The organism is Kitasatospora sp. NPDC057936 (genome assembly GCF_042887525.1).
In the GTDB taxonomy this organism is placed as follows: Bacteria; Actinomycetota; Actinomycetes; order Streptomycetales; family Streptomycetaceae; genus Kitasatospora.
In genome coordinates this window covers 1-22711 of record NZ_JBHVPD010000136.1, presented here as the reverse complement: position 1 = coordinate 22711, position 22711 = coordinate 1, and the positions used below count along the sequence as shown (strand labels likewise).

Sequence of the window (22711 nt, the reverse complement as noted above, 5' to 3'; positions counted from 1 at the left end):
GGACGCTTCCTTCGAGCCGCCTTCCAGCGGGCCCTCCGGGCGCTTCGTTCTTTCGTGTTTCCAGCTTATCAGATGTTTTCCGCTCCGTTTTCCGGGGCTTCGTCATCCAACTCGCCGGTGTCTTCCGGGACTTGACGCCCCGTCCGACGTTTCAAACTCTAGCCGATCCCCGCTCCGAAAAGCGAATCCAGCCGAAGTCCGACCGCAACCCAATAAAACGCGCACACCGAATACGCACCAAGCCGCGACAGGACGCGACCCAGCCCGGACCGGGAAGTGGTGTTTCAGAGGATTGGCCGCCCCGGGACCGTCCGCGCCGATGCGTGTCCGGTGCTCCCTGTCAGGCAACTCGGAGAACACTACGCGTTCCGGGCCCCCGATGCAAACGGCGTGCAAGGAGAGGTGGGACGGGGTGCGACCGCAGGCCGAACAAGAGCCGGCCGGGCCCTGGGGGGAAGGGCCCGGCCGGCTGTCCTGCGGAGCGGAGGCTCAGCTGTTGGTGGGGAAGCCGAGGTTGATGCCGCCGTGCGACGGGTCGAGCCAGCGCTGGGTGACGGCCTTGCCCCGGGTGAAGAACTGGACGCCGTCCGCGCCGTACGCGTGGGTGTCGCCGAACAGGGAGGCCTTCCAGCCGCCGAAGGAGTAGTAGGCGACCGGGACCGGGATCGGCACGTTGATCCCGACCATGCCGACCTCGACCTCGTACTGGAAGCGCCGGGCCGCGCCGCCGTCGTTGGTGAAGATGGCGGTGCCGTTGCCGTACGGGTTGGCGTTGATCAGGGCGACGCCCTCCTCGTAGGAGGAGACGCGGACGACGGAGAGGATCGGGCCGAAGATCTCGTCGTTGTAGACGGACATGCCGGGCTGCACGCGGTCGAACAGCGTGGGGCCGAGCCAGAAGCCGTCCGCCGTCGGGGCGCCGTTCTCGTCCTCGGCGGTGATCGGGTGCTTCCGGCCGTCCACGGTGAGCTCGGCACCGTCGGCGAGGCCGGACTCGACGTAGGAGGTGACCTTGTCCCGGTGGACGCCGGTGACCAGCGGGCCCATCTCGGAGTCGCCGTTGCAGCCGGGGCCGACCTTCAGCCCGGCCATCCGCTGCTTGATCTTGTCGACCAGCTCGTCGCCGACCGGGTCGACCGCGACCAGCACGGACACGGCCATGCAGCGCTCGCCGGCCGCGCCGAAGCCCGCGTTGACGGCCGCGTCGGCGGCGAGGTCGAGGTCGGCGTCCGGCAGCACCAGCATGTGGTTCTTTGCGCCGCCGAGGGCCTGCACGCGCTTGCCGTAGCGGGTGCCGGTCTCGTAGACGTAGCGGGCGATGGGGGTGGAGCCGACGAAGCTGACGGACTTGACGTCCGGGTGCTCCAGCAGGCGGTCGACGGCCACCTTGTCGCCGTGCACGACGTTGAAGACGCCGTCCGGCAGCCCGGCCTCCTTCCACAGCCCGGCGAGGAAGTTCGCGGCGGACGGGTCCTTCTCGGAGGGCTTCACCACCACGGTGTTGCCGGCCGCGATGGCGAGCGGGAAGAACCACATCGGCACCATGGCCGGGAAGTTGAACGGCGAGATGATCGCGACCGGGCCGAGCGGCTGGCGGATCGAGTAGACGTCGATGCCGGTGGACGCCTGCTCCGTGTAGCCGCCCTTGAGCAGCTGCGGGATGCCGCACGCGTACTCGACGACCTCCAGGCCGCGGGCGATCTCGCCGAGCGCGTCGGAGTGGACCTTGCCGTGCTCGGACACGATGATCCGGGCCAGCTCGTCGCGGCGGGCGTTGAGCAGCTCGCGGAAGGCGAAGAGCACCGTGGTGCGCTTGGCGATCGAGGCGGTGCGCCAGTCGGCGAAGGCCGAGGCCGCGGCGGCCACGGCCTGGTCGACCTCGGCGATCCCGGCGAAGTCGACCTGGCCGGTGACCTGGCCGGTGGCCGGGTCGAAGAGGTCGCCGCGGCGGGGGGCCGCGCCGGCGGTGGCGACGGGCTCGCCGCCGATCCAGTGGGTGATGTGCTTGCTCAAGGTCCGTCTGCCTCCGAAGTCCCGGGCGGCGTCCTGCCGCCGGTCCCTTGTCTGGCGCCGCCCGCGAGTGGGCCGGGCGACGGGAATCACGGGGCTACCGCGCTCGTCACCCAGTCTGGTCGCCGCCGGGCCCGGCCTCAACGAACAGGCTGACGGGGATCCGGGATTCAGCCTTACAGGTCGTCCGGTCGCTCGGCCGGACGGGGGAACCCGGCCCGGCGCACCGGGCGGGGGAACCCGGCCGGCGTGCCGGGCCGCTCAGCCCTCGTCGTCGGGCAGGTCGTCCAGATCCGCCGTGTCGACCAGCTCCGGGTCCTCCAGGTACGGGTCGTGCAGCCCGTCCGCCGCCTCCTGCGTCTCCAGCAGGTCCAGCCGCAGGTCCTGCGCCCACTCCAGCGCCCACCGCTTCAGCCCGGCCACCGCGTCCGCGGCGAAGCCCCGGGCGCGGAACCGGCCGTCCGCCGCCTCGGCCAGCGTCTCCAGCCGCTCGGCGAGCGCCGTCGGCTGGAAGTCGTTGTCCAACGCGCTTGCCAGCGCCACGAGTTCACCGGCCCGGTAGTTGGCGGTGAGCGCGTGGACGTCGATCAGGTCGCGCGGCATGCCCCGGTCGACGAGCAGCGCGGTGGTCAGCGCCGCCGCGTCCTCCAGGGCCACGACCGGCAGGACCACCGGCGCCGGCGGCGCCGCGGACGCGCCGGATTCCCCCGCCGCGCCGGGCCCGAGCACGAGCCGCACCGCCCGGTGCGCGAGCGGCTCCTTGCGCAGCTCGACCGAGTGGGTCCGCCCGCCGAGCCCGAGCCGGACGGCGAGCTGTTCGAGCCGCGGCGTGCCGGGCCGCTCGGTGGCCTCGCCGCCCGCCGCGCGGTAGGCGACGGCGAGCACGGCGGCCACCTCCGGCAGCCCGGCGTCGCCCCGCTCCGCGCCGCCGGCCACCAGGGTGAGCCCGTCCTGGTCGCAGGCCGCCACGCCGTGGGCGCGCAGCGCGTGGCCGCCGGCCAGCGCGAGCCCGTACCGGTCGCACAGGGGCGCGGCCAGTTCGGCGAGCCGCAGCTGGGCCGGGCCCGGTCGGAGGACGGGGTCGAGCGCGTCCGGGGCGGTGGTCACGCCTCCAGTCTGCCGCGACCACCCCTCCCCCGCGCCACCTGCCGGGGCGCGGGGCGGCCGGGCGGCACCCGTCACCAGTCGCTGAGGTCCGCGGCGGCCTCGTGGAGGGCCAGCTCCAGCAGCACCGGGTCGTTGAGCCGTCCGGACCCGTCGGGCGGGACCAGCCAGCGCACCCCCCGGCTGCTGCGCTCGGGGTGCGGGACGACGATCCAGGTGCCCTCCCCCGCGCACCGCACGCCGGTGCCGACCCAGCGGGCGGCGGTGCCGACAGGAACGAGGAAGCTGACGTGCTCGTCCCCGAAGTCGGCGAGGGCCGGCCCGCAGAAGCCGCCGTCGAGGATGTCCAGGGCCGGGCGCCCGAGCCTGGCCGGGACGGACAGGACGTCCCAGCGGCGGCCGGCGGGCAGCAGCATCAGGCCCAGCCCGGTGCGTTCCCACTGCGTCCGGAAGCCCTCCGGGTCGGGTGCCGCCTGGGCGAGCCAGTGCAGTCCGGTGCTCTCCATGTCTGTCCCCGCTTCGTGCCGCTCGTACCGTTCAGGGCGCGGCGGGGATGCCGAGACCCGCCGCCACCAAGGAGAGGTGGACGGCGGGTCTCTCTTACACCGACTCGGACGGAAAACCGTGGATGCCGGGGTCAGCTGTCGAAACCGAGCCCCAATCGGTCCAACGTGCGCAGCCACAGGTTGCGGTGTCCGCCGTTGCGGTCGGCGCGCTGCAGCGAGCGGGTGGTGATCTCGATGCCGGCCCAGCGGACCGGCTCGGGCGGGAACGGCAGCGGCTTGCGGCGCACCATCTCCAGCGAGGTGCGCTCGGTGCGCTCGCCCGCGAGCAGGTCGAGCATCACCTCGGCGCCGAAGCGGGTGGCCCCGACGCCGAGCCCGGTGTAGCCGGCCGCGTAGGCGACCCGGCCGCCGTACGCGGTGTCGAAGAACGCCGAGAACCGGCTGCAGGTGTCGATGGCGCCGCCCCACGCGTTCGTGAAGCGCAGGCCCTCCAGCTGCGGGAAGCAGCGGAAGAAGTTGTGCGCCAGGGTCCGGAAGGTCTCCGGCCGCTGGTCGTACTCGTGCCGGACGTGTCCGCCGTAGTGGTAGACCGCGTCGTAGCCGCCCCACAGGATGCGGTTGTCGGCGGTGAGCCGGAAGTAGTGGAACTTGTTGGCGCTGTCGCTGAGCCCCTGCCGCCCGCTCCAGCCGATCGCGGCGAGTTGCTCCGCGCTGAGCGGCTCGGTCATGAGCGCGTAGTCGTACACCGGGACGACGTACGGACGCACGCGCTTGACCAGCGACGGGAACGCGTTGGTACCGAGGGCGACCCGGCGCGCGAACACCCGGCCGTACGGGGTGCGGACGGCCGTGCCGCTGCCGTACTCGCGCAGGTCGGTGGCCCGGGTGTGCTCGAAGATCCGCACGCCCTGGCCGAGGCAGGCCTCCTTGAGGCCCCACGCGAGCTTGGCGGGGTGGACCATGGCCACGCCCTCGCGGTCCCAGAGCCCGCCGAGGAAGGTCGGCGAGTCCACCTCGGCGCGCAGCGCGTCGGCGTCGAGGACGGTGAGGTCGAGGCCGTACGCGCGCACGGCCTCGGCGATCTCGTGCAGTTCCTCGACCTGGTGGGGCTGGGTGGCGATGTCGATCTCGCCGGTGCGCTCCCACTCGGCGTCGATGCCGTAGCGCTTGAGGGTGTCCTCGATGCCGTCGAGGTTGGCGGCGCCGAGGCGTTCCAGCTGCGCGAGCTCGGCGGGCCAGCGCTGCAGGCCGTTGCCGAAGCCGTGGGTGAGGCTGGCCGCGCAGAACCCGCCGTTGCGCCCGGACGCGGCCCACCCGACCTCCTGCCCCTCGACCAGGACGACGTCCAGCGAGGGGTCGCGCTCCTTGGCGATGAGCGCGGTCCACAGGCCGGAGTAGCCGCCGCCGACGACCAGGAGGTCGCAGACGGTGTCGCCGACCAGGGCGGGCTGCGCCGCGGGCCGGCCCGGGTCCTCCAGCCAGAAGGGAGTGGGCCTGGCGTCACTGAGTGCGCGGGCGGAGTCCATGCATTATCAGCCACTTTCCACGGATAGGTGATGGTTTGACGGGCCACCGCGGTCCGAATCTACGTCAGGCGGTGGCCCTTGCCGCGTCAGGCGGCGGCCTTGCGGCGGTTGCCGAGCCACTGCCCGCCGACGGTCAGCGCGACGGCGGCGATGAACATCGCGGTGCCGATGACGTTCACCTGCACCGGGATGCCGCGCTGCGAGGCGCCCCAGACGAACATCGGGAAGGTGACCGTGGTCGGGCCCGAGTTGAACTGGGTGATGATGAAGTCGTCGAAGGAGAGCGCGAAGCTGAGCAGCGCGCCCGCCGCGATGCCGGGGGCGGCCAGCGGCAGCGTGACCCGGAGGAAGGTCTGGACGGGGGTCGCGTAGAGGTCCTGGGCAGCCTGTTCGAGCCGCGGGTCCATGCTCATCACGCGCGCCTTGACCGCCGTCACCACGAAGCTGAGGCAGAACATGATGTGCGCGATGAGGATCGTGGTGAAGCCGAACGGGATGCGCATGTTGAGGAAGAGCGTGCCGAGCGAGGCGGCCATGACGACCTCGGGCATGGCCATCGGCAGGAAGATCATCGCCGTGGTGGCGGCGCGGCCGCGGAAGCGATGGCGGGCCAGGGCGAAGGCGACCATGGTGCCGAGGACGGTCGCACCGATGGTGGCGAGCACCGCGATCCGCAGGCTCAGCGAGAGCGACTGGCACATGTCGGCCACGCCGCAGGGGTTGGTCCAGGCGTCGGTGGAGAACTCGTTCCACTCGTAGTTGAACTTGCCCACCGGCTTGTTGAACGAGAACGCGAGCACCACGAGGTTCGGCAGCACCAGGTAGGCGAGCGCCGCCAGCCCGGCCAGCACGACCAGGTGGGCGCGGATCCACTTGAAGATGCGGGACATCAGACCAGCTCCTCCGTCCCGGCCTTGCGCATGTAGACCGTCACCATGACCAGGATCAGCGCCATCAGGATGAAGCTCAGCGCGGCGGCCGTCGGGTAGTCGAGCACGTTCAGGAACTGCTTCTGGATGCCGTTGCCGACCATCTGCTCGCTCGGCGAGCCCAGCAGCTGCGCGTTGATGTAGTCGCCGGACGCCGGGATGAAGGTGAGCAGCGTGCCCGCGACGACACCCGGCAGCGAGATCGGGAAGGTCACCTTGCGGAAGGTGGTGAACGGCCGGGCGTACAGGTCGCCGGCGGCCTCGTGCAGGCGCGGGTCGATCCGCTCCAGCGAGGTGTACAGCGGGAGGATCATGAACGGCAGGAAGTTGTAGGTCAGGCCGCAGACCACGGCGAGCGGCGTGGCCAGCACCCGGTCGCCGGAGGTGAGCCCGAGCGCGTTGGTGACGTCCAGGACGTGCAGCGTGTTCAGCGCGCCGACGACCGGGCCGCCGTCGGACAGGATCGTCTTCCAGGCGAGCGTGCGGATCAGGAAGCTGGTGAAGAACGGCGCGATCACCAGGATCAGGATGACGTTGCGCCACCGCCGGCTCGCCTTGAACGCGATCGTGTAGGCGAGCGGGTAGCCGATGGCCAGGCAGAGCACGGTGGCGACGGCGGCGTAGGAGAACGACCGGACGAAGTGCCACTTGTACTCGACCAGGGCGTCCCAGTACGTCGAGACGTGCCAGGTGACCTTGAAGCCCGCTTCGAGCGAACCGGTCTGCAGCGAGGTGGACGCCTGGTACAGCATCGGCACGGCGAAGAAGACGACCAGCCAGGCGATGCCGGGCAGCAGCAGCCAGTACGGGGTGAGCTTGCGCTTCGGCTTCGGTCCGGGTTCCTTCAGCGGGATCGCGGCGGCCGGGGTGGTGGCGGTCACGCGGCCTCCTCCGCGGTGCCCGCGTCGATCGCCTGCGCGGCGTCCAGGGCGAAGGAGTGGGCCGGGTTCCAGTGCAGGACGACGGGGGCGCCGGGCACGATCCGGGCGTCGCGCTCCATGTTCTGCTCGAAGACCGTCACCTCCTGGCCGCCGTCGGTGCGCACGACGTACTGGGTGGAGACGCCGATGAAGCTGGAGTCGAGGACGGTGCCGGCCAGCCGGTTGCGGCCGTCGGCGACCTCGGCCGAGCCGTGCTCGATGGTGATCTTCTCGGGCCGGACGCCGAGGTGGACCTGCCGGGAGCCGGTGGAGCAGCGCGCCTTCGGCACGGCGAGCCGGGCGCCGGCCACGGTGAGCAGCAGGTCGCCGCCCTCGTCGCCGGTCACCTCGGCGGGCAGCAGGTTGGACTGCCCGAGGAAGTTGGCCACGAAGGTGGTGGCGGGGTTCTCGTACAGGTCCGCGGGGGCGCCGAGTTGTTCGACCCGGCCGCCGTTCATCACCGCGATGGTGTCGGCCATCGTCATGGCCTCCTCCTGGTCGTGGGTGACGTGGACGAAGGTGATGCCGACCTCGGTCTGGATCCGCTTGAGCTCCAGCTGCATCTGGCGGCGGAGCTTGAGGTCGAGGGCGCCGAGCGGCTCGTCGAGGAGCAGCACCTGCGGGTGGTTGATCAGGGCGCGGGCGACGGCGACGCGCTGCTGCTGGCCGCCGGAGAGCTGGTGCGGCTTGCGCCGCGCGTACGGGCCGAGTTCGACGAGTTCGAGCATCTCCTCGACCTGCTTCTTCACGTCCTTCTTCCCGCGCCGCCGCAGGCCGAAGGCGACGTTCTCGAAGATGTCGAGGTGCGGGAAGAGCGCGTAGCTCTGGAAGACCGTGTTGACCGGCCGCTTGTACGGGGGCAGGGCGGTGACGTCCTGGCCGCCGATCAGGACGGTGCCGCCGGTGGGCTCCTCCAGCCCGGCGATCATGCGCAGGGTGGTGGTCTTGCCGCAGCCGGAGGCGCCGAGCAGGGCGAAGAAGGAGCCCTGGGGCACGGTCAGGTCGAGCGGGTGGACGGCGGTGAAGGAGCCGTAGGTCTTGCCGATGCCGGTGAGGCGGACGTCGCCGCCGGCCGCGTCGCGCTGCTGGTCTGTCATCTGGGGTGTCTTCCTGGTTTCTGCGGTCTCGGCCGGGGGCTGGTCAGGCACCGATGAGCTTGGAGAACTTCTCCTCGAAGTCGCTCTCCTCGCCCTCGGTGAGGGTGCGGAACACGTGCGCCTTCGTCGCCATCTCGGGGGTGGGGACGACCAGCGGGTTGGCCGCGGTGTCCGGGGCGAGCGTGGCGAGCTCGTCCTTCATCCCGGTGACGGCCGAGACGTAGCCGATGCCCGCGACCAGCTGCGCCGCGATCTTGGGCTGATAGTAGAAGTCGATCAGCTTCTCCGCGTTCGCCTTGTGTCGCGCCCTGGCCGGCACCAGCAGGTTGTCGGTCGAGGCGACGTAGCCCTTCTCGGGGATGACGAACTCGATGTCCGGGTTGTCGGCGCGCAGTTGGATCAGGTCGCCGCCCCACGCGACGCACGCGGCGATGTCGCCGGAGGAGAGCTCCTGGCCGTAGTCGTTGCCGGTGAAGCGGCGGATCTGCTTGTCGTCGACGCCCTTCTGCAGCCGGGCGATCGCGGCGCCGTAGTCGTCGGCGGTGAACTTCGCCGGGTCCTTGCCCATGTCGAGCAGGACCATCCCGATCGTGTCGCGCATCTCGGACAGGAAGGTCACCCGGCCCTTGAGCTCGGGGTCGTCGAGCAGCTGGGAGACGCTCGTGACCTCCTTCCCCTTGGTGGCCTTCTTGTTGTAGGCGACGACGACCTGGATGCCGGCCCACGGGTAGGTGTAGAGCCGCCCCGGGTCCCAGTCGGGGGCGCGGAAGCGTGCCTCGACGTTGGTGATGGCGGTGGTGACGTTGGCCGGGTCCAGCTTCTGCGCCCAGCCGAGCCGGATCAGCCGGCCGCACATCCAGTCGGTGAGCACCACCAGGTCGCGGCCGGTGTCCTGGCCGGACGCCAGCTGCGGCTTGATCTTGCCGAAGAACTCGACGTTGTCGTTGACGTCCTCGGTGTACTTGACCGTGATCCCGGTGGCCGCGGTGAAGGCGTCCAGGGTGCCGTGCTTCTGCTTGTCCTTCTCCTCGGTGTCCACGTAGAGCGGCCAGTTGGAGAACGCGACCTCCTTCTCGCCGGCCGAGTGGTCCTCGGCCGCGTTGGCGCTCGAATCGCCGCTCACCCGGGGAGCGGCCGGGATGCCGCAGGCGGCCAGGGTGCCGGCCCCGGCGGTCAGCGCGGCGGCGCGCAGCAGGGTGCGGCGGCCGATCGCGGCCCTGCCGCTGGTCAGGCTGCGTTCCCAGGCCCTTCGGACCGGTTCGGGCAGACCGTCGGTGAGCTCGTTGAACGCCATGGAACGGGCCTCCTGGGGGAAGTCGGGGGTGTGGGGGGCACCCGCCGGCCGGGGGTCATCTGTCGCCGAAGACGGTGCGGTGCCAGTCCTTGCGGGCCACCGCGGTGGTGTCGAACATGACGTGCTTGACCTGCGTGTACTCGTCCAGCGAGTACTGGGACATGTCCTTGCCGTAGCCGGAGGCCTTGTAGCCGCCGTGCGGCATCTCGCTGATGATCGGGATGTGGTCGTTGACCCACACGCACCCGGCGGCGATCTCCCGGGTGGCGCGCAGCGAGCGGTGGACGTTGGTGGTCCAGGCGGAGGCGGCCAGGCCGTAGGGGGTGTCGTTGGCCAGCCGCAGGCCCTCGTCGTCGGTGTCGAAGGGCAGCACGACGAGCACCGGGCCGAAGACCTCGCCCTGCACGATCTCGCTGTCCTGGGCGGCGTCCGTGACGAGGGTGGGCGGGTAGTAGGCGCCGCGGGCGAGGTCGGTGCCGTCGTGGCCCTTCACGGGGAGCCGGCCGCCGGTGACGACGGTGGCGTACGCGCGGGCGCGCTCGACGAAGCCGGCCACGCGGTCCCGGTGGGTGTACGAGACCAGCGGGCCGAGGTCCGTGCGGGGGTCCAGCGGGTTGCCGACGCGCACGGCGGCGTACAGCTCGGCCACGCCGGCCACGAACGCGTCGTACAGGGGGCGCTGGACGTACGCGCGGGTGGCGGCGGTGCAGTCCTGGCCGCCGTTGATCAGCGACGCGGCGACCGCGCCGTGCACGGCGGCGTCGAGGTCGGCGTCGTCGAAGACCACGAACGGGGCCTTGCCGCCGAGTTCGAGGTGGGTGCGCTTGACGCCCGCGACGGCGAGTTCGGCGACCCTGCGCCCGACCGCGGTGGAGCCGGTGAAGGACACCATCGCGACGTCCGGGTGGGAGACGAGGTGCTCGCCGGCCGTGCGCCCGGCACCGGTGACGACGTTGACGACGCCGTCGGGAATGCCGGCCTCGGTGCACGCCTTCGCGAACATCAGCGAGGTCAGCGGCGTCAGCTCGGCCGGCTTGAGCACGATCGTGTTGCCGGCCGCGATCGCCGGGAGGACCTTCCAGGCGGCCATCTGCAGCGGGTAGTTCCACGGCGAGATCGAGCCGACCACGCCGACCGGCTCGCGCCGCACGTAGGAGGTGTGGTCGCCGGAGTACTCGCCGGCCGCCTTGCCCTCCAGGTTGCGGGCGGCCCCGGCGAAGAAGGCGGCGTTGTCGATGGTGCCGGGCACGTCGAACTCGGTGGCCAGCCGGACGGGCTTGCCGGTCTGCGCGGTCTCCACCCGGGCGAGGTCGTCGCCGGCCCGGGTGAGGACGGCGGCCAGCCGGTTCAGCGCCTCGGCGCGGGCGCCGGGGGTCGCGGCGGCCCAGCCGGGCAGCGCGGCCCGGGCGGCGGCCACGGCCGCGTCGACCTCCGCGGTGGTGGCCAGGGCGACCTGTTCGACCACGCTGCCGTCCGCGGGGTTGACGACCTGGAAAGGCCCGCCGCTCCCCCGGCTCTGCCGGCCGGCGATGTACTGCGCGCCGGCGCCGAAGTCGGTCAGGTCCATCTGGTTCCTCCAAGTGCCGGTTCCGGCAGTGCGACGTTCCCCGGGCAGGGGATTCCACTGCCTCTTTCCTGCTGACGCGACGGATTCCGGTGTCCGGATCTTCGCCACAGCCGACCCGCTGACCATGCCCGCTGCCGCGACGGCGTGACAAGGGTCACTCCGACAGTCTCGACACGAAGGGCCTTACAACCTGCAAGGTGCCGAACAGCCCAACAGTTCGTCGTGAGCAGGATGATTTACCTGACACTGTGGATCCCCTAGGAGCTCTGGAGGCCCTCGCGATGCTCCCCACCGTCGCCCGCGTGCTCGACCTGGAGGTGATGCGGCGCGGCCTGCCCCAGGTCGTCGCCGGCGCCGACCACCTGGAGCGGCCGGTCCGCTGGGTCCACGTCAGCGAGCTGCCCGACGTCGCCGGGATGCTGCGCGGCGGCGAGCTGGTCCTCACCACCGGCATCGCGCTGCCCGAGGACCGCGACGGACTCGCCCGCTACGTCCGCGAGCTGGCCGACGTCGGCGTCGCCGGGCTGGTCATCGAGTTCGGCCGGCGCTACTTCGACACGCTCCCCCGCGCCCTGGTGCACGCCGCCGAACAGCGCGGCCTGCCGCTGATCGCACTGCGCCGCGAACTGCGCTTCGTCGCCGTCACCGAGGCCGTTCACGCCCTGGTCGTCAACGCCCAGCTCGACCAGCTGCGCGCCTCCGAGGCCGTCCACCAGGTGTTCAACGAGCTGGTCGTCGAGGGCGCCGAACCCCCCGAGGTCATCCGCCAGGTGGCCCGGATCGCCGGCGCACCCGTCGTCCTGGAGAACCTCGCCCACCAGGTGCTCGCACACGACGCCGCCGGCCGCCCCGAGGCCGAACTGCTGGAGGACTGGGAGCGCCGCTCGCGCGGGGTGCGCCCGCCCGGCCGCACCGGCCACGACCCGCGCAGCGGCTGGCTGGTGACCACGGTCGGCGCGCGCGGCCAGGACTGGGGCCGGCTCGTGCTCGTCCAGGAGCCCGGCGCACTGCCCTCCGGCGAGGCGCACCCGCACGCCATGCTGCTGGAGCGCGGCGCCTCCGCCCTCGCGCTCAACCGGCTCGTGGTGCGCGACCGGGAGAGCCTGGAGCGGCAGACCCACCGCACCCTGCTGTCCGGCATCCTCACCCACGCGCTGACCGTCTCCGAGGCCGCCCTGCGCGCCCAGGCGCTCGGCGTCCCGCTGGAGGGCCGCCGGCTGGTCGGCGTCGTGCTGCGGCAGCGGCGCGGGCCGATCCCGGCCGCCCTGGAGGCGCAGGCCCGGCTGCGCGACTTCACCGAGCTGGCCGCTGGCGCCGTCCGAGCCTGCCGGCTGTCGGCCCTGGTCGGCGCGCTGGACGACGAGGGCGTCGGTGTCCTGATCGCCCTCGGCACGCAGCAGGACGAGCACGCCGCGCTGGACGCCTTCTCGGCCGCGCTGCGCCGGATGGCGGCGGAGGCCGCGCGCGACGCCGGCCCCGGGCCGGAACCGGTGGTCGCGGTCGGCTCCTCGGTCGGCTCGGTCCGCGACGCCCGGCGCACCCTCCTGGAGGCCACCCAGGTCGCCGACGCGGCCCTGCACGACGCGCCCGGCGCCCGGACGTCGTCCTACTACCGGCTGCCCGACGTGCGCCTGCGCGGCCTCCTGCACCTCCTGCGCGACGACGCCCGCCTGCAGACCTACGTCGAGCGGGAGCTGGGCCCGCTGCTCGCCCACGACGCCGAGCACAACGGCCAGTTGGTGCGGATGCTGCGGATCTACCTGGAGCAGGGCCGGAACAAGTCCGCCGCGGCCGACGCCGCGCACCTGTCCCGGCCGTCCTTCTACGACCGGCTGCACAAGGTCGAGCGGATCCTCGGCGTCGACCTCGACCAGGTGGAGTCCTGCCTCTCCCTGCACGTGGCGCTGCTCGCCCTCGACGCCGTCCGCCGGTGAACCTCAGACCCCGGTGATGCGCCCCCAGACCTTGTGCAGCGCGGGCCGCTCGGCCGAGGTCACGTCGCGCATGGTGCGCAGCCGGGCGCGCATCTCGTCGGTGGGGAAGACCAGCGGGTTCTCCGCCAGCTCGGCCTTGTCCTTGTCACCGCTCGCCGCGAGGACCTCGCGCGCGGCCGGCACCGGGCAGATGTACTGGACGGCGGCGGCGAGCTGCGCGGCGACCTCGGGCTGGTAGTAGTAGTCGATCAGCAGCTCGGCGTTGCGCTTGTGCTCCGCCCGGTTGGGGATCATCAGGCTCTCCGCCCACAGCTCGGCGCCCTCCTCCGGCACGAGGAACGCGATGTCCGGGTTCTCGGCGGTGAGCTGGACGGCGTCGCCGGAGTACGCCTGGCAGGCGAGCGCGGCGCCGGAGGCGAGGTCGCCGGTGTAGTCGTTGCCGGTGAAGCGGCGGACGTGGCCGTTGTCGACCATCTTCTGCACGAGGTCCATCGCGCGGTGCGCGTCGTCGTCGGTGAACCGGGAGACGTCGGCGCCCTGGGAGAGCATGAGCAGCCCGAGCGCCTCGTCCAGCCCGGCGAACAGCGTCACCCGGCCCTTGAGGTCGGGCGCCCACAGGTCCGCCGTCGACCCGAGCTCGCGGCCGATCGCCTTGCGGTTGTACGCGATGCCGGTGATCCCGGACTGCCAGGGCACGCTGCGCCGGCGCCCGGGGTCGAAGGCCGGCCGGGCGAGCTGCGGGTCCAGGTTGGCCGTGACGTTGGGCAGGTTGGCCCGGTCCATGGCCTGCACCCAGCCGAGCGAGACGTACCGCCCGGCCATCCAGTCGCTGATCACCATGAGGTCCCGGCCGGGGTCGGCGCCCTCGGTGAGCACCGGGCTGATCTTGCCGAAGAACTCGTCGTTGTCGTTGATGTCCTCGGTGTAGGTGACCGCGATCCCGGTCTTCTCGGTGAAGGCGTCGAGCGTCGGCCGCCGGCCCCGGTCGTCGACGTCGATGTACTGCGTCCAGTTGGAGAACGCCATCCGCCGGTCGGTCTCCGAGCGGTCCGGCGCCGAGCGGCGGTCCTCGGCCACGTACGCGGACGGGATCCCGCAGCCGCTCAGCGCGCCGGCACCGAGCAGCGCGGCCCCGCCGCCGAGCACCGAACGTCGGCGCAGCGCACGGGGGTTCAACGGACGTCGGGACGTGGTGGTGCTGGGCATGGTGGGGCCTCCGGAGCGTGGGACGGCCCCGGGCGCACCGAGGCACCCGGGGCCGTCCGATTCGTTACGTCAGACAGTGTGCGCGTCGGCGAGCGACAGCACCTCGTCGAGCACCGCGAGGCCGGTCTTGGCCTCCTCCTCCGTGACGGTGCACGGGGGGACGACATGGAAGCGGTTCATGTTGACGAACGGCCAGAGCCCGCGCTGCTTGCAGGCGGCGGCCAGTTCGCCCATCGGCGCGTTGGCGGCGCCGGCGGCGTTGTAGGGCACCAGCGGCTCGCGGGTCTCGCGGTTCTTGACCAGGTCCAGCGCCCAGAACACGCCGAGGCCGCGCACCTCGCCGATCGAGGGGTGCCGATCGGCCAGCTCGCGCAGGCCGGGGCCGAGCACGGTCTCGCCGATGTGCTTGGCGTGCTCGACGATGCGCTCCTCGGCCATCGCGTTGATGGTCGCGACGGCGGAGGCGCAGGCCAGCGGGTGGCCGGAGTAGGTGAGCCCGCCGGGGAAGGGCCGCTCGTCGAAGTCGGCGGCGATCGCGGCGCTGATCGCCACGCCGCCGAGCGGCACGTAGCCGGAGTTGACGCCCTTGGCGAAGGTCAGCAGGTCCGGGGTGACGCCCCAGTGGTCGGCGGCGAACCACTCGCCGGTGCGGCCGAAGCCCGCCATCACCTCGTCGAGGATGAACACGATCCCGTAGCGGTCGCAGATCTCCCGCACCCCGGCGAGGTAGCCCGGCGGCGGGATCAGGATGCCCGCGGTGCCGACCACGGTCTCCAGGATGACGGCCGCGACCGTGCCCGGCCCCTCGAACGCGATCACCTGCTCCAGGTGCTCCAGCGCGCGCTCGCACTCCTGCGCCTCGTTCTCGGCGTGGAAGTTGGAGCGGTAGGCGTACGGGCCCCAGAAGTGCACCACGCCGGAGACGCCGGTGTCGTTGGCCCAGCGGCGCGGGTCGCCGGTGAGGGCGATCGCGTTGGCGGTGGCGCCGTGGTACGAGCGGTAGGTGGAGAGCACCTTCTGCCGGCCGGTGTGCAGCCGGGCCAGCCGGATGGCGTTCTCGTTGGCCTCGGCGCCGCCGTTGGTGAAGAAGATCTTGTCCAGGTCGCCGGGGGTGCGCTCGGCGATCAGCCGGGCGGCCTCGCTGCGCGGCTCGACCGCGAAGCCGGGCGCGAGCGTGCAGAGCTTCGCCGCCTGCTCCTGGATCGCGGCGACCACCTTCGGGTGCTGGTGCCCGATGTTGGTGTTCACCAACTGCGAGGAGAAGTCGAGGTAGCGGTTCCCCTCGTAGTCCCAGAAGTACGAGCCCTCGGCGCCGGCCACCGCGAGGGGGTCGATCAGCGCCTGGGCGGACCACGAGTGGAAGACGTGCGCGCGGTCGGCGGCCTTGACGGCCTGGCCTGCGGCTGAGTCAGCGGTGGGGATGCTCATGCGGCAAGGCTAGGGAGTCCGGTGCCCGAAGTGCAGTTTCATCTTGTCAGTCGGTCACGCGAACGGCCGACAGGGTGCAAAGACACAGGGCCCGGGTCGAATCGACCCGGGCCTCATGTCAGTTCATACCAACGATCAGATGGCAGTCATGACGTGCTTCACCCGGGTGTAGTCCTCGAAGCCGTAGGCCGAGAGGTCCTTGCCGTAGCCGGACTTCTTGAAGCCGCCGTGCGGCATCTCGGCGACCAGCGGGATGTGGGTGTTGATCCACACGCAGCCGAAGTCCAGGCGGCGCGACATCCGCATGGCGCGGGCGTGGTCCTTGGTCCACACCGAGGAGGCCAGCGCGAACTCGACGCCGTTGGCGTACTCGACGGCCTGGTCCTCGTCGGTGAACCGCTGCACGGTGATGACCGGGCCGAAGACCTCGTTCTGGATGATCTCGTCGTCCTGCTTGAGGCCGGAGACGACGGTCGGGGCGTAGAAGTAGCCCTGCTCGCCTACCCGGTGGCCACCGGTCTCGACCTTGGCGTGGGCGGGCAGCCGCTCGATGAAGCCGGCCACCTGCTTCAGCTGGTTGGCGTTGTTCAGCGGGCCGTACAGCACGTCCTCGTCGTCCACGCCGCCGGTCTTGGTCTCGGCCGCGGCCTTCGCCAGCGCCTCGACGAAGGCGTCGTGGATCGAGTCGTGCACCAGCACGCGGGTGGCCGCGGTGCAGTCCTGGCCGGCGTTGAAGAAGCCCGCCACCGAGATGCCCTCGACGGCCTCGGCGATGTCGGCGTCCTCGAACACCACGACCGGGGCCTTGCCGCCCAGCTCCAGGTGCACGCGCTTGACGTCCTTGGAGGCCGACTCGGCGACCTGGATGCCGGCCCGGACCGAACCGGTGATGGAGGCCATCGCCGGGGTGCGGTGCTCGACCATCAGCTTGCCGGTCTCGCGGTCGCCGCAGATGACGTTGAAGACGCCGGCCGGCAGCTCCAGGTCCTTGAGGATGCCGCCGATGATCTCGGCCAGCAGCACGGTGGAGGCCGGGGTGGTGTCCGAGGGCTTCAGCACGACGGCGTTGCCCGCGGCGATCGCCGGGGCGAACTTCCAGACGGCCATCATCATCGGGTAGTTCCACGGCGCGACCTGGGCGCAGACGCCGACCGGCTCGCGGCGGATGATCGAGGTCATCCCGTCCATGTACTCACCGGCGGCCTTGCCCTCCAGCAGGCGCGCGGCGCCGGCGAAGAAGCGGATCTGGTCCACCATCGGGCCGATCTCCTCGGAGAGGGTCAGCGCGCGGGGCTTGCCGGTGTTGCGCACCTCGGCGTCGACGATCTCGTCGGCGCGCGCCTCGACGGCGTCGGCGATCTTCAGGAGCAGCTTCTGGCGGGTGCTCGGGGTGGCATCGCGCCAGACCGGGAAGGCGGCGGCGGCCGAGGCCATCGCGGCGTCGACGTCCGCTGCACCGGACAGCGGGGACGTCGCGTAGACCTCGCCGGTGGTCGGGTCGACGATGTCGAGCGTGCGGCCGTCGGCCGCGTCGACGAACTCACCGTTGATGTAGTTGCGCAGCGTGCGAAGGTCGCTCACGGGGTCTCTCCTCGGTCTGGTCCTGCGGCGTTGCAGAGTCCGGCGCCATGGTACGTCCGCGGCCGCGGCGTACGAAGGGTGCCGAGTGGCCGGGCCCGGACGGCCGCGGTCCACTGGTGGGGGAACGCGCGCTGCGCTGCGTCGCCGCGCGCGTACCGTGCCAGGGTAGCCGGAACACGGAGGGGATCGACAGCCCCGACGCACTCGGACGATGAAATCCGTACGCGATTTCTGAGATCGCGACGAAATCAGCAGTTTCCACGGTTGCGAACACGGGAACGATCAGGCACAGTTGCGGCGTGGCCAACCGCGACCGGAACGCCAGCGTTCCCCTCGACGCCGCCTCCAAGGCGATCATCGAGCAGCTCCAGGAGGACGGGCGCCGCCCGTACGCCGCCATCGGCAAGGCCGTCGGCCTGTCCGAGGCGGCCGTGCGCCAGCGCGTCCAGAAGCTGCTCGACCAGGGCGTGATGCAGATCGTCGCCGTCACCGACCCGCTCACCGTCGGCTTCACCCGCCAGGCGATGGTCGGGATCCGGGTCGAGGGCGACATCGAACCCGTCGCCGACGCGCTGGCCGCCCTCGACGAGGTCGACTACGTCGTCTGCACCGCCGGCTCGTTCGACCTCCTGGCCGAACTGGTCTGCGAGGACGACGAGCACCTGCTCGAAATGATCAACAAGCGCATCCGCGCGCTTCCCGGCGTGCGGAGCACCGAGAGTTTCGTTTACCTGAAGCTCCGGAAACAGACCTACACCTGGGGCACCCGATGACAGCCGACCCGGCCCAGAAGGACCTTTCCAAGACCGCCTACGACCACCTGTGGATGCACTTCACCCGCATGTCGTCGTACGAGAACTCCCCCGTACCGACCATCGTCAAGGGCGAGGGCACGTACATCTGGGACGACAAGGGCCGGAAGTACATCGACGGCCTGGCCGGCCTGTTCGTCGTGCAGGCCGGTCACGGCCGCACCGAGCTCGCCGAGGTGGCCGCCAAGCAGGCCAAGGAACTCGCGTTCTTCCCGATCTGGAGCTACGCGCACCCCAAGGCCGTCGAACTGGCCGAGCGCCTCGCCAACTACGCCCCGGGCGACCTGAACAAGGTCTTCTTCTCCACCGGCGGCGGCGAGGCCGTCGAGACCGCCTGGAAGCTCGCCAAGCAGTACTTCAAGCTGATCGGCAAGCCGACCAAGTACAAGGTCATCTCCCGCGCGATCGCCTACCACGGCACCCCCCAGGGCGCCCTGTCGATCACCGGCCTGCCGGGTCTGAAGGCCCCGTTCGAGCCGCTGGTGCCGGGCACCCACAAGGCCCCGAACACCAACATCTACCGCGCCCCGCACTACCTGGAGGGCCCCGACGGCACCGTCGACCCCGAGGCGTACGGCCGCTGGTGCGCCGACCAGGTCGAGGAGGCCATCCTCTTCGAGGGCGCCGACACCGTCGCCGCCGTGTTCGTCGAGCCGGTGCAGAACGCCGGCGGCTGCTTCCCGCCGCCGCCCGGCTACTTCCAGCGCCTGCGCGAGATCTGCGACCGCCACGACGTGCTGCTGGTCTCGGACGAGGTCATCTGCGCCTTCGGCCGCCTCGGCACCATGTTCGGCGCCGACAAGTTCGGCTACGTGCCGGACATGATCACCTGCGCCAAGGGCATGACCTCGGGCTACTCCCCGATCGGCGCGACGATCATCTCCGACCGCATCGCCGAGCCGTTCTACAAGGGCGACAACACCTTCCTGCACGGCTACACCTTCGCCGGTCACCCGGTGTCGTCCGCCGTCGCGCTGGCCAACCTCGACATCTTCGAGCGCGAGGGCCTGAACCAGCACGTGCTCGACAACGAGTCGCGCTTCCTGGGCACCCTGAGCAAGCTGCGCGACCTGCCGATCGTCGGCGACGTCCGCGGCAACGGGTACTTCTACGGCATCGAGCTCGTCAAGGACAAGGTCACCAAGGAGTCCTTCAACGACGAGGAGACCGAGCGCGTGCTCTACGGCTTCCTGTCGAAGGCGCTCTTCGACAACGGCCTGTACTGCCGCGCCGACGACCGCGGCGACCCGGTCGTCCAGCTGGCCCCGCCGCTGATCTCCGACCAGTCGACCTTCGACGAGATCGAGCAGATCCTGCGGACCAGCCTCACCGACGCGTGGGCGAAGCTCTGATCAGCTGATCCTCTTTCCCACCCTCCGCCGAAGGGCGGCCCCGCTCCCGCGGGGCCGCCCTTCGGTGCGTTCCGGTGCCGATCCGGTCGTTTCCGGTCGGCGTTCGCACCCAAACATGCCTGATTGCGGGTGATATGCCCGCGATGGCCCAGTGCGCCGCAACCGCGCGGGGTCCCCGTCGTTCTAATCTGACGACTGTCATATCCCTGCGGCCATCCAGGATGGAACCTCATGTCAGCGGCACCGCCTGACAACGACGTGCTGTGGGCCCGGGGGATCGTCAAGTCCCATCACGGCACCCCCGCCCTGCGCGGCATCTCGATCGGCGTCCGCGAGGGCGAGGTCCTCGCCGTCACCGGACCCCGCGGCTCCGGCAAGAGCACCCTGCTCGGCTGCCTCTCCGCCCAACTCCCGGTCGACCAGGGCGAGGTCTGGTTCAACAGCGCCCCCGTGCACACCCTCACCCGGGCCGGCCGCGAACGGCTGCGCCGCGACCGCTTCGGCTTCGTCGGCTCCGAACCCCACCTGGTGCCCGAACTGACCGCCCGGGAGAACGTCGCCCTGCCGCTCCTGCTCGCCGGCGCCGGCAACAAGGCCGCCTACACCGCCGCCTCCGAGTGGCTGGAGCGCCTCGACGTCGGCGACATCGCCCGCCACCGCCCCGACCGGCTGCTGCAGAGCCAGCGCCAGCGGATCGCCGTCGCCCGCGCGCTCGCCCCGCTGCCGCCCGTCGTCTTCGCCGACGACCCCACCGCGCCGCTCCACCGCGAGGCCGCCGACCAGGTCCTGCGGATACTGACCAGCGCGGCCCGCTCCCACCAGCTCACCCTCGTCCTGGCCACGCACGACCCGGAGCTCGTCCGGTTCGCGGACCGCGCCGTCGCCCTCGTCGACGGACGGCTCACCGCCCCCGCCGCCCCCGTCCCGCGCGGCCCCGCCGCACCGGGCACCACCGGCGCCTCGGCCGTCTCGGCCACCCGCCGCTGACGACGAGCCGCTGAAAGAGTCGACGTGTTCTATCTCCGCCTAGCCCGGGGCTACCGGGTGCCCGACCTCGGCCGCTGGCTGCTCACCGCCCTCGCCTCCGCGGTGGTCGCCGCCTTCCTGCTGCGCGCCCTCGGCCGGGCGATGAGCGACCGGCCCGGCGACGCCGACGCGCTCGTGCGGCTGCTGTGGTGCCTGCCCCCGCTGGCCGCCGTGGCCTGGTTCGCCGCCGTCGCCGCCCGCGCCGTCCCCGCCCAGCGGCCCGAACGGATCACCGGCCTCACCGCCGCCGGGGCCGGCTCCGGCCGGATCCGCGGCCTGATCGCCGGCGAGGTCGCCCTCGCCTGCACCCTCGGCAGCGTGCTCACCCTGCTCGTCTTCCTGGTCCTGCGCAACGACATCGCCGGGCCCTCGCTCGCCCCCGACCTCGGCATGGGCGTGCCGCTGCCGGCCGCCGCCCCGCTCACCCTGCTCGCGCTCGTGCCGATCACCGCCGGCATCGCCGCGGCCTGCGCGGTGCCCTTCGCCGAGACCCTGCCCGGCGGCCGCCGCACCACCCCCACCGGCTTCGGGCCGCTGCGGGTCGCCGTGCCGATCGGCCTGGCCGTGGTCGGCCTCGCCCTCGAACTGATCGCCCTGCGGCCCGGCGCCCCCGCCGACGGCCGCCCGGTCCACCTGCCCGCCGGACTCGGCAGCACCAGCGTCGCCGCGCTCGGCGGCTGGGCCGCGAGCGCCCTCGGCCTCGCCCTGATCACCGGCCCGCTGCTCGGCTGGACCGGTCGCCTGCTCGCCCTCGGCCGGCCCACCCCGCTGCGCCTGCTGGCCGGGCGCGGACTCACCGCACAGGCCCGCCGCCTCGGCGCGCCGCTGGCCGTGCTCACCCTCGTCGTCGCGATGGTGCTCACCACCATCCGCTACTGGATCGGCACCCCCGGCAGCGCCGACGCCCTGCCCGCCGTCGAGGCCTGCCTGGTCCTCGGCTGCGCGGCCGCGGCCGTCGCCGCCCGCCTCGCCGAGGTCCGCACCGACCGCCGGGACGTCACCGACGCGCTGCTGCGCCTCGGCACCTCGCCCCGGCTGCTGTTCGGCGCGGTCGCCCTGCGCACGCTGGCCGTCGGCACGGCCCTGCTGGTCACCGGCGGGGCGACGGCCGCACTGGCCGCCGCCGGACTCCGCTAGTCCCCGGTCCCGGGCGTCCTCAGCCTGCGGCCGCGAGCTGGCCGCAGGCGCCGTCGATCTCCTGGCCGCGGGTGTCGCGGACGGTCGTCGGCACGCCGTGCGACTGCAGCCGCCGGACGAACTCGCGCTCGTCCTCGGGCCGGGAGGCGGTCCACTTCGAACCCGGCGTCGGGTTCAGCGGGATCAGGTTGACGTGCACCCGGTGGTTCTTGATCAGCCGGCCGAGCAGGTCCGCCCGCCACGCCTGGTCGTTGATGTCCTTGATCAGCGCGTACTCGATGGAGACCCGGCGGCCGGACTTCTCCGCGTAGTTCCACGCCGCGTCCAGCACCTCGGCGACCTTCCACCGGGTGTTCACCGGCACCAGCTCGTCGCGCAGCTCGTCGTCCGGGGCGTGCAGCGACAGCGCGAGGCGGCAGCTGAGGCCCTCGTCGGCGAAGCGGTTCATCGCCGGGACGAGGCCGACGGTGGAGACGGTGATGCCGCGCTGGGACAGGCCGAAGCCGTCCGGCGCCGGGTCGGTCAGCCGGCGGATCGCGGCCAGCACCCGGTTGTAGTTGGCGAGCGGCTCGCCCATCCCCATGAAGACGACGTTGGACAGCCGCGCCTCGCTGCCGGGGCCGCTCCCGTCCTCGGCGGACGAGCCCCCGCGCGCCCCGAACTCGCCGACCCTGAGCGCGCGCATCCCGGCGGCGATCTGCTCGACGATCTCGGCGGTGGACAGGTTGCGGGTCAGACCGGCCTGGCCGGTCGCGCAGAACGGGCAGTTCATGCCGCAGCCGGCCTGCGAGCTGATGCACATGGTCACCCGGTCGGGGTAGCGCATCAGCACCGACTCGACGAGCGTGCCGTCGAACAGCTTCCACAGCGTCTTGCGGGTCGCGTCGTCGTCGCAGGAGACGTGCCGGACCACCGACATCAGCTCGGGCAGCAGGCTCCCGGTCAGCTTCTCCCGGCTGGCGGCGGGGATGTCCGTCCAGCCCGCCGGGTCGTTCGACAGCCGGCCGAAGTAGTGGTTCGACAGTTGCTTGGCGCGGAACGGCTGCTCGCCCAGCTCGGCGACGGCCTCCTTGCGCTCGGCGGGGCTGAGGTCGGCGAGGTGTCGCGGGGGCTTGGCGCCGCGCGGCGCGACAAACGTGAGTTCTCCGGGCTTAGGCATGGTTGTTCCAGTGTCGCAGACGCGCGAGGGCGCCCGGCTCTGGCGCAGGCGCGGCACCACCGCGCAGGGAGGCGGCGCGAAGGGAGCAGGAGAACTCCGGGGCGGGCGGCGCAGACACGCGCG

18 protein-coding genes are annotated in these 22711 nt (G+C 72.0%); 5 read left to right on the top strand and 13 right to left on the bottom strand.

What is annotated here, in order from left to right:
• Nucleotides 1-489 precede the first annotated feature (489 nt).
• The 9 genes from ACFVU9_RS41900 to ACFVU9_RS41860 all read right to left on the bottom strand — a co-directional run bounded on the left by ACFVU9_RS41900 (nucleotide 490) and on the right by ACFVU9_RS41860 (nucleotide 10953).
• Nucleotides 490-2013, bottom strand: coding sequence for a CoA-acylating methylmalonate-semialdehyde dehydrogenase (locus ACFVU9_RS41900; protein ID WP_380443914.1), 1524 nt, complete (start codon nucleotides 2011-2013; stop codon nucleotides 490-492).
• Nucleotides 2014-2271: 258 nt separating this feature from the next.
• A complete protein-coding gene (locus tag ACFVU9_RS41895; RefSeq protein ID WP_387602715.1) occupies nucleotides 2272-3117 on the bottom strand; it encodes a hypothetical protein in 846 nt (281 codons plus the stop codon).
• A 71-nt stretch (nucleotides 3118-3188) separates the two neighbouring features.
• On the bottom strand, nucleotides 3189-3620 hold the full coding sequence (locus ACFVU9_RS41890; RefSeq protein ID WP_380443910.1) for a hypothetical protein: 432 nt from the start codon (nucleotides 3618-3620) through the stop codon (nucleotides 3189-3191).
• Nucleotides 3621-3751: 131 nt separating this feature from the next.
• On the bottom strand, nucleotides 3752-5146 hold the full coding sequence (locus ACFVU9_RS41885) for an NAD(P)/FAD-dependent oxidoreductase (RefSeq protein WP_380499321.1): 1395 nt from the start codon (nucleotides 5144-5146) through the stop codon (nucleotides 3752-3754).
• Nucleotides 5147-5232: 86 nt separating this feature from the next.
• Nucleotides 5233-6036, bottom strand: coding sequence for an ABC transporter permease (locus ACFVU9_RS41880; RefSeq protein ID WP_380443906.1), 804 nt, complete (start codon nucleotides 6034-6036; stop codon nucleotides 5233-5235).
• Nucleotides 6036-6929: an ABC transporter permease gene (locus ACFVU9_RS41875; RefSeq protein ID WP_380443924.1), complete on the bottom strand. Its 894-nt coding sequence runs from the start codon at nucleotides 6927-6929 to the stop codon at nucleotides 6036-6038. Before ACFVU9_RS41875 ends, ACFVU9_RS41880 begins: the two co-directional genes overlap by 1 nt.
• Nucleotides 6930-6952: 23 nt before the next feature.
• Complete coding sequence (locus ACFVU9_RS41870) at nucleotides 6953-8092, bottom strand: ABC transporter ATP-binding protein (RefSeq protein WP_380443904.1); 1140 nt, start codon at nucleotides 8090-8092, stop codon at nucleotides 6953-6955.
• Between the two features lie 43 nt (nucleotides 8093-8135).
• On the bottom strand, nucleotides 8136-9386 hold the full coding sequence (locus ACFVU9_RS41865) for a spermidine/putrescine ABC transporter substrate-binding protein (protein ID WP_387602700.1): 1251 nt from the start codon (nucleotides 9384-9386) through the stop codon (nucleotides 8136-8138).
• 55 nt (nucleotides 9387-9441) lie between these two features.
• Nucleotides 9442-10953 (bottom strand): gamma-aminobutyraldehyde dehydrogenase, encoded by a 1512-nt coding sequence (locus tag ACFVU9_RS41860; protein ID WP_380443900.1) that lies wholly within the window; start codon nucleotides 10951-10953, stop codon nucleotides 9442-9444.
• A gap of 281 nt (nucleotides 10954-11234) precedes the next feature.
• Here ACFVU9_RS41860 and ACFVU9_RS41855 point away from each other — a divergent pair, with 281 nt between their 5' ends.
• Entirely contained in the window at nucleotides 11235-12887 is a 1653-nt protein-coding gene (locus tag ACFVU9_RS41855; protein WP_380499317.1) for a PucR family transcriptional regulator, read from the top strand.
• A 3-nt stretch (nucleotides 12888-12890) separates the two neighbouring features.
• Here ACFVU9_RS41855 and ACFVU9_RS41850 read toward each other — a convergent pair whose 3' ends face one another.
• From ACFVU9_RS41850 to ACFVU9_RS41840, 3 genes are all read right to left on the bottom strand, one after another.
• The gene (locus ACFVU9_RS41850) at nucleotides 12891-14093 is read right to left on the bottom strand and encodes a spermidine/putrescine ABC transporter substrate-binding protein (RefSeq protein WP_380443896.1); all 1203 of its coding nucleotides are present in this window, start codon (nucleotides 14091-14093) and stop codon (nucleotides 12891-12893) included.
• Between the two features lie 69 nt (nucleotides 14094-14162).
• The gene (locus tag ACFVU9_RS41845; RefSeq protein WP_380443894.1) at nucleotides 14163-15521 is read right to left on the bottom strand and encodes an aspartate aminotransferase family protein; all 1359 of its coding nucleotides are present in this window, start codon (nucleotides 15519-15521) and stop codon (nucleotides 14163-14165) included.
• A 135-nt stretch (nucleotides 15522-15656) separates the two neighbouring features.
• Nucleotides 15657-17102, bottom strand: a complete 1446-nt coding sequence (locus ACFVU9_RS41840; RefSeq protein WP_380443892.1) for a gamma-aminobutyraldehyde dehydrogenase — start codon at nucleotides 17100-17102, stop codon at nucleotides 15657-15659.
• A gap of 299 nt (nucleotides 17103-17401) precedes the next feature.
• On the opposite strand from ACFVU9_RS41840, the gene ACFVU9_RS41835 reads away from it, so the two are divergent.
• The 4 genes from ACFVU9_RS41835 to ACFVU9_RS41820 all read left to right on the top strand — a co-directional run bounded on the left by ACFVU9_RS41835 (nucleotide 17402) and on the right by ACFVU9_RS41820 (nucleotide 21429).
• Nucleotides 17402-17875: an Lrp/AsnC family transcriptional regulator gene (locus tag ACFVU9_RS41835; protein ID WP_030306695.1), complete on the top strand. Its 474-nt coding sequence runs from the start codon at nucleotides 17402-17404 to the stop codon at nucleotides 17873-17875.
• On the top strand, nucleotides 17872-19266 hold the full coding sequence (locus ACFVU9_RS41830; protein WP_380443890.1) for an aspartate aminotransferase family protein: 1395 nt from the start codon (nucleotides 17872-17874) through the stop codon (nucleotides 19264-19266). The genes ACFVU9_RS41835 and ACFVU9_RS41830 overlap by 4 nt, the downstream gene beginning before the upstream one ends.
• Before the next feature lie 231 nt (nucleotides 19267-19497).
• Entirely contained in the window at nucleotides 19498-20253 is a 756-nt protein-coding gene (locus ACFVU9_RS41825) for an ABC transporter ATP-binding protein (protein WP_380443888.1), read from the top strand.
• 24 nt (nucleotides 20254-20277) lie between these two features.
• A complete protein-coding gene (locus ACFVU9_RS41820) occupies nucleotides 20278-21429 on the top strand; it encodes a hypothetical protein (protein ID WP_380443886.1) in 1152 nt (383 codons plus the stop codon).
• Between the two features lie 19 nt (nucleotides 21430-21448).
• Here ACFVU9_RS41820 and rlmN read toward each other — a convergent pair whose 3' ends face one another.
• A complete protein-coding gene (gene rlmN / locus ACFVU9_RS41815; protein ID WP_380443884.1) occupies nucleotides 21449-22588 on the bottom strand; it encodes a 23S rRNA (adenine(2503)-C(2))-methyltransferase RlmN in 1140 nt (379 codons plus the stop codon).
• Nucleotides 22589-22711 lie beyond the last annotated feature (123 nt).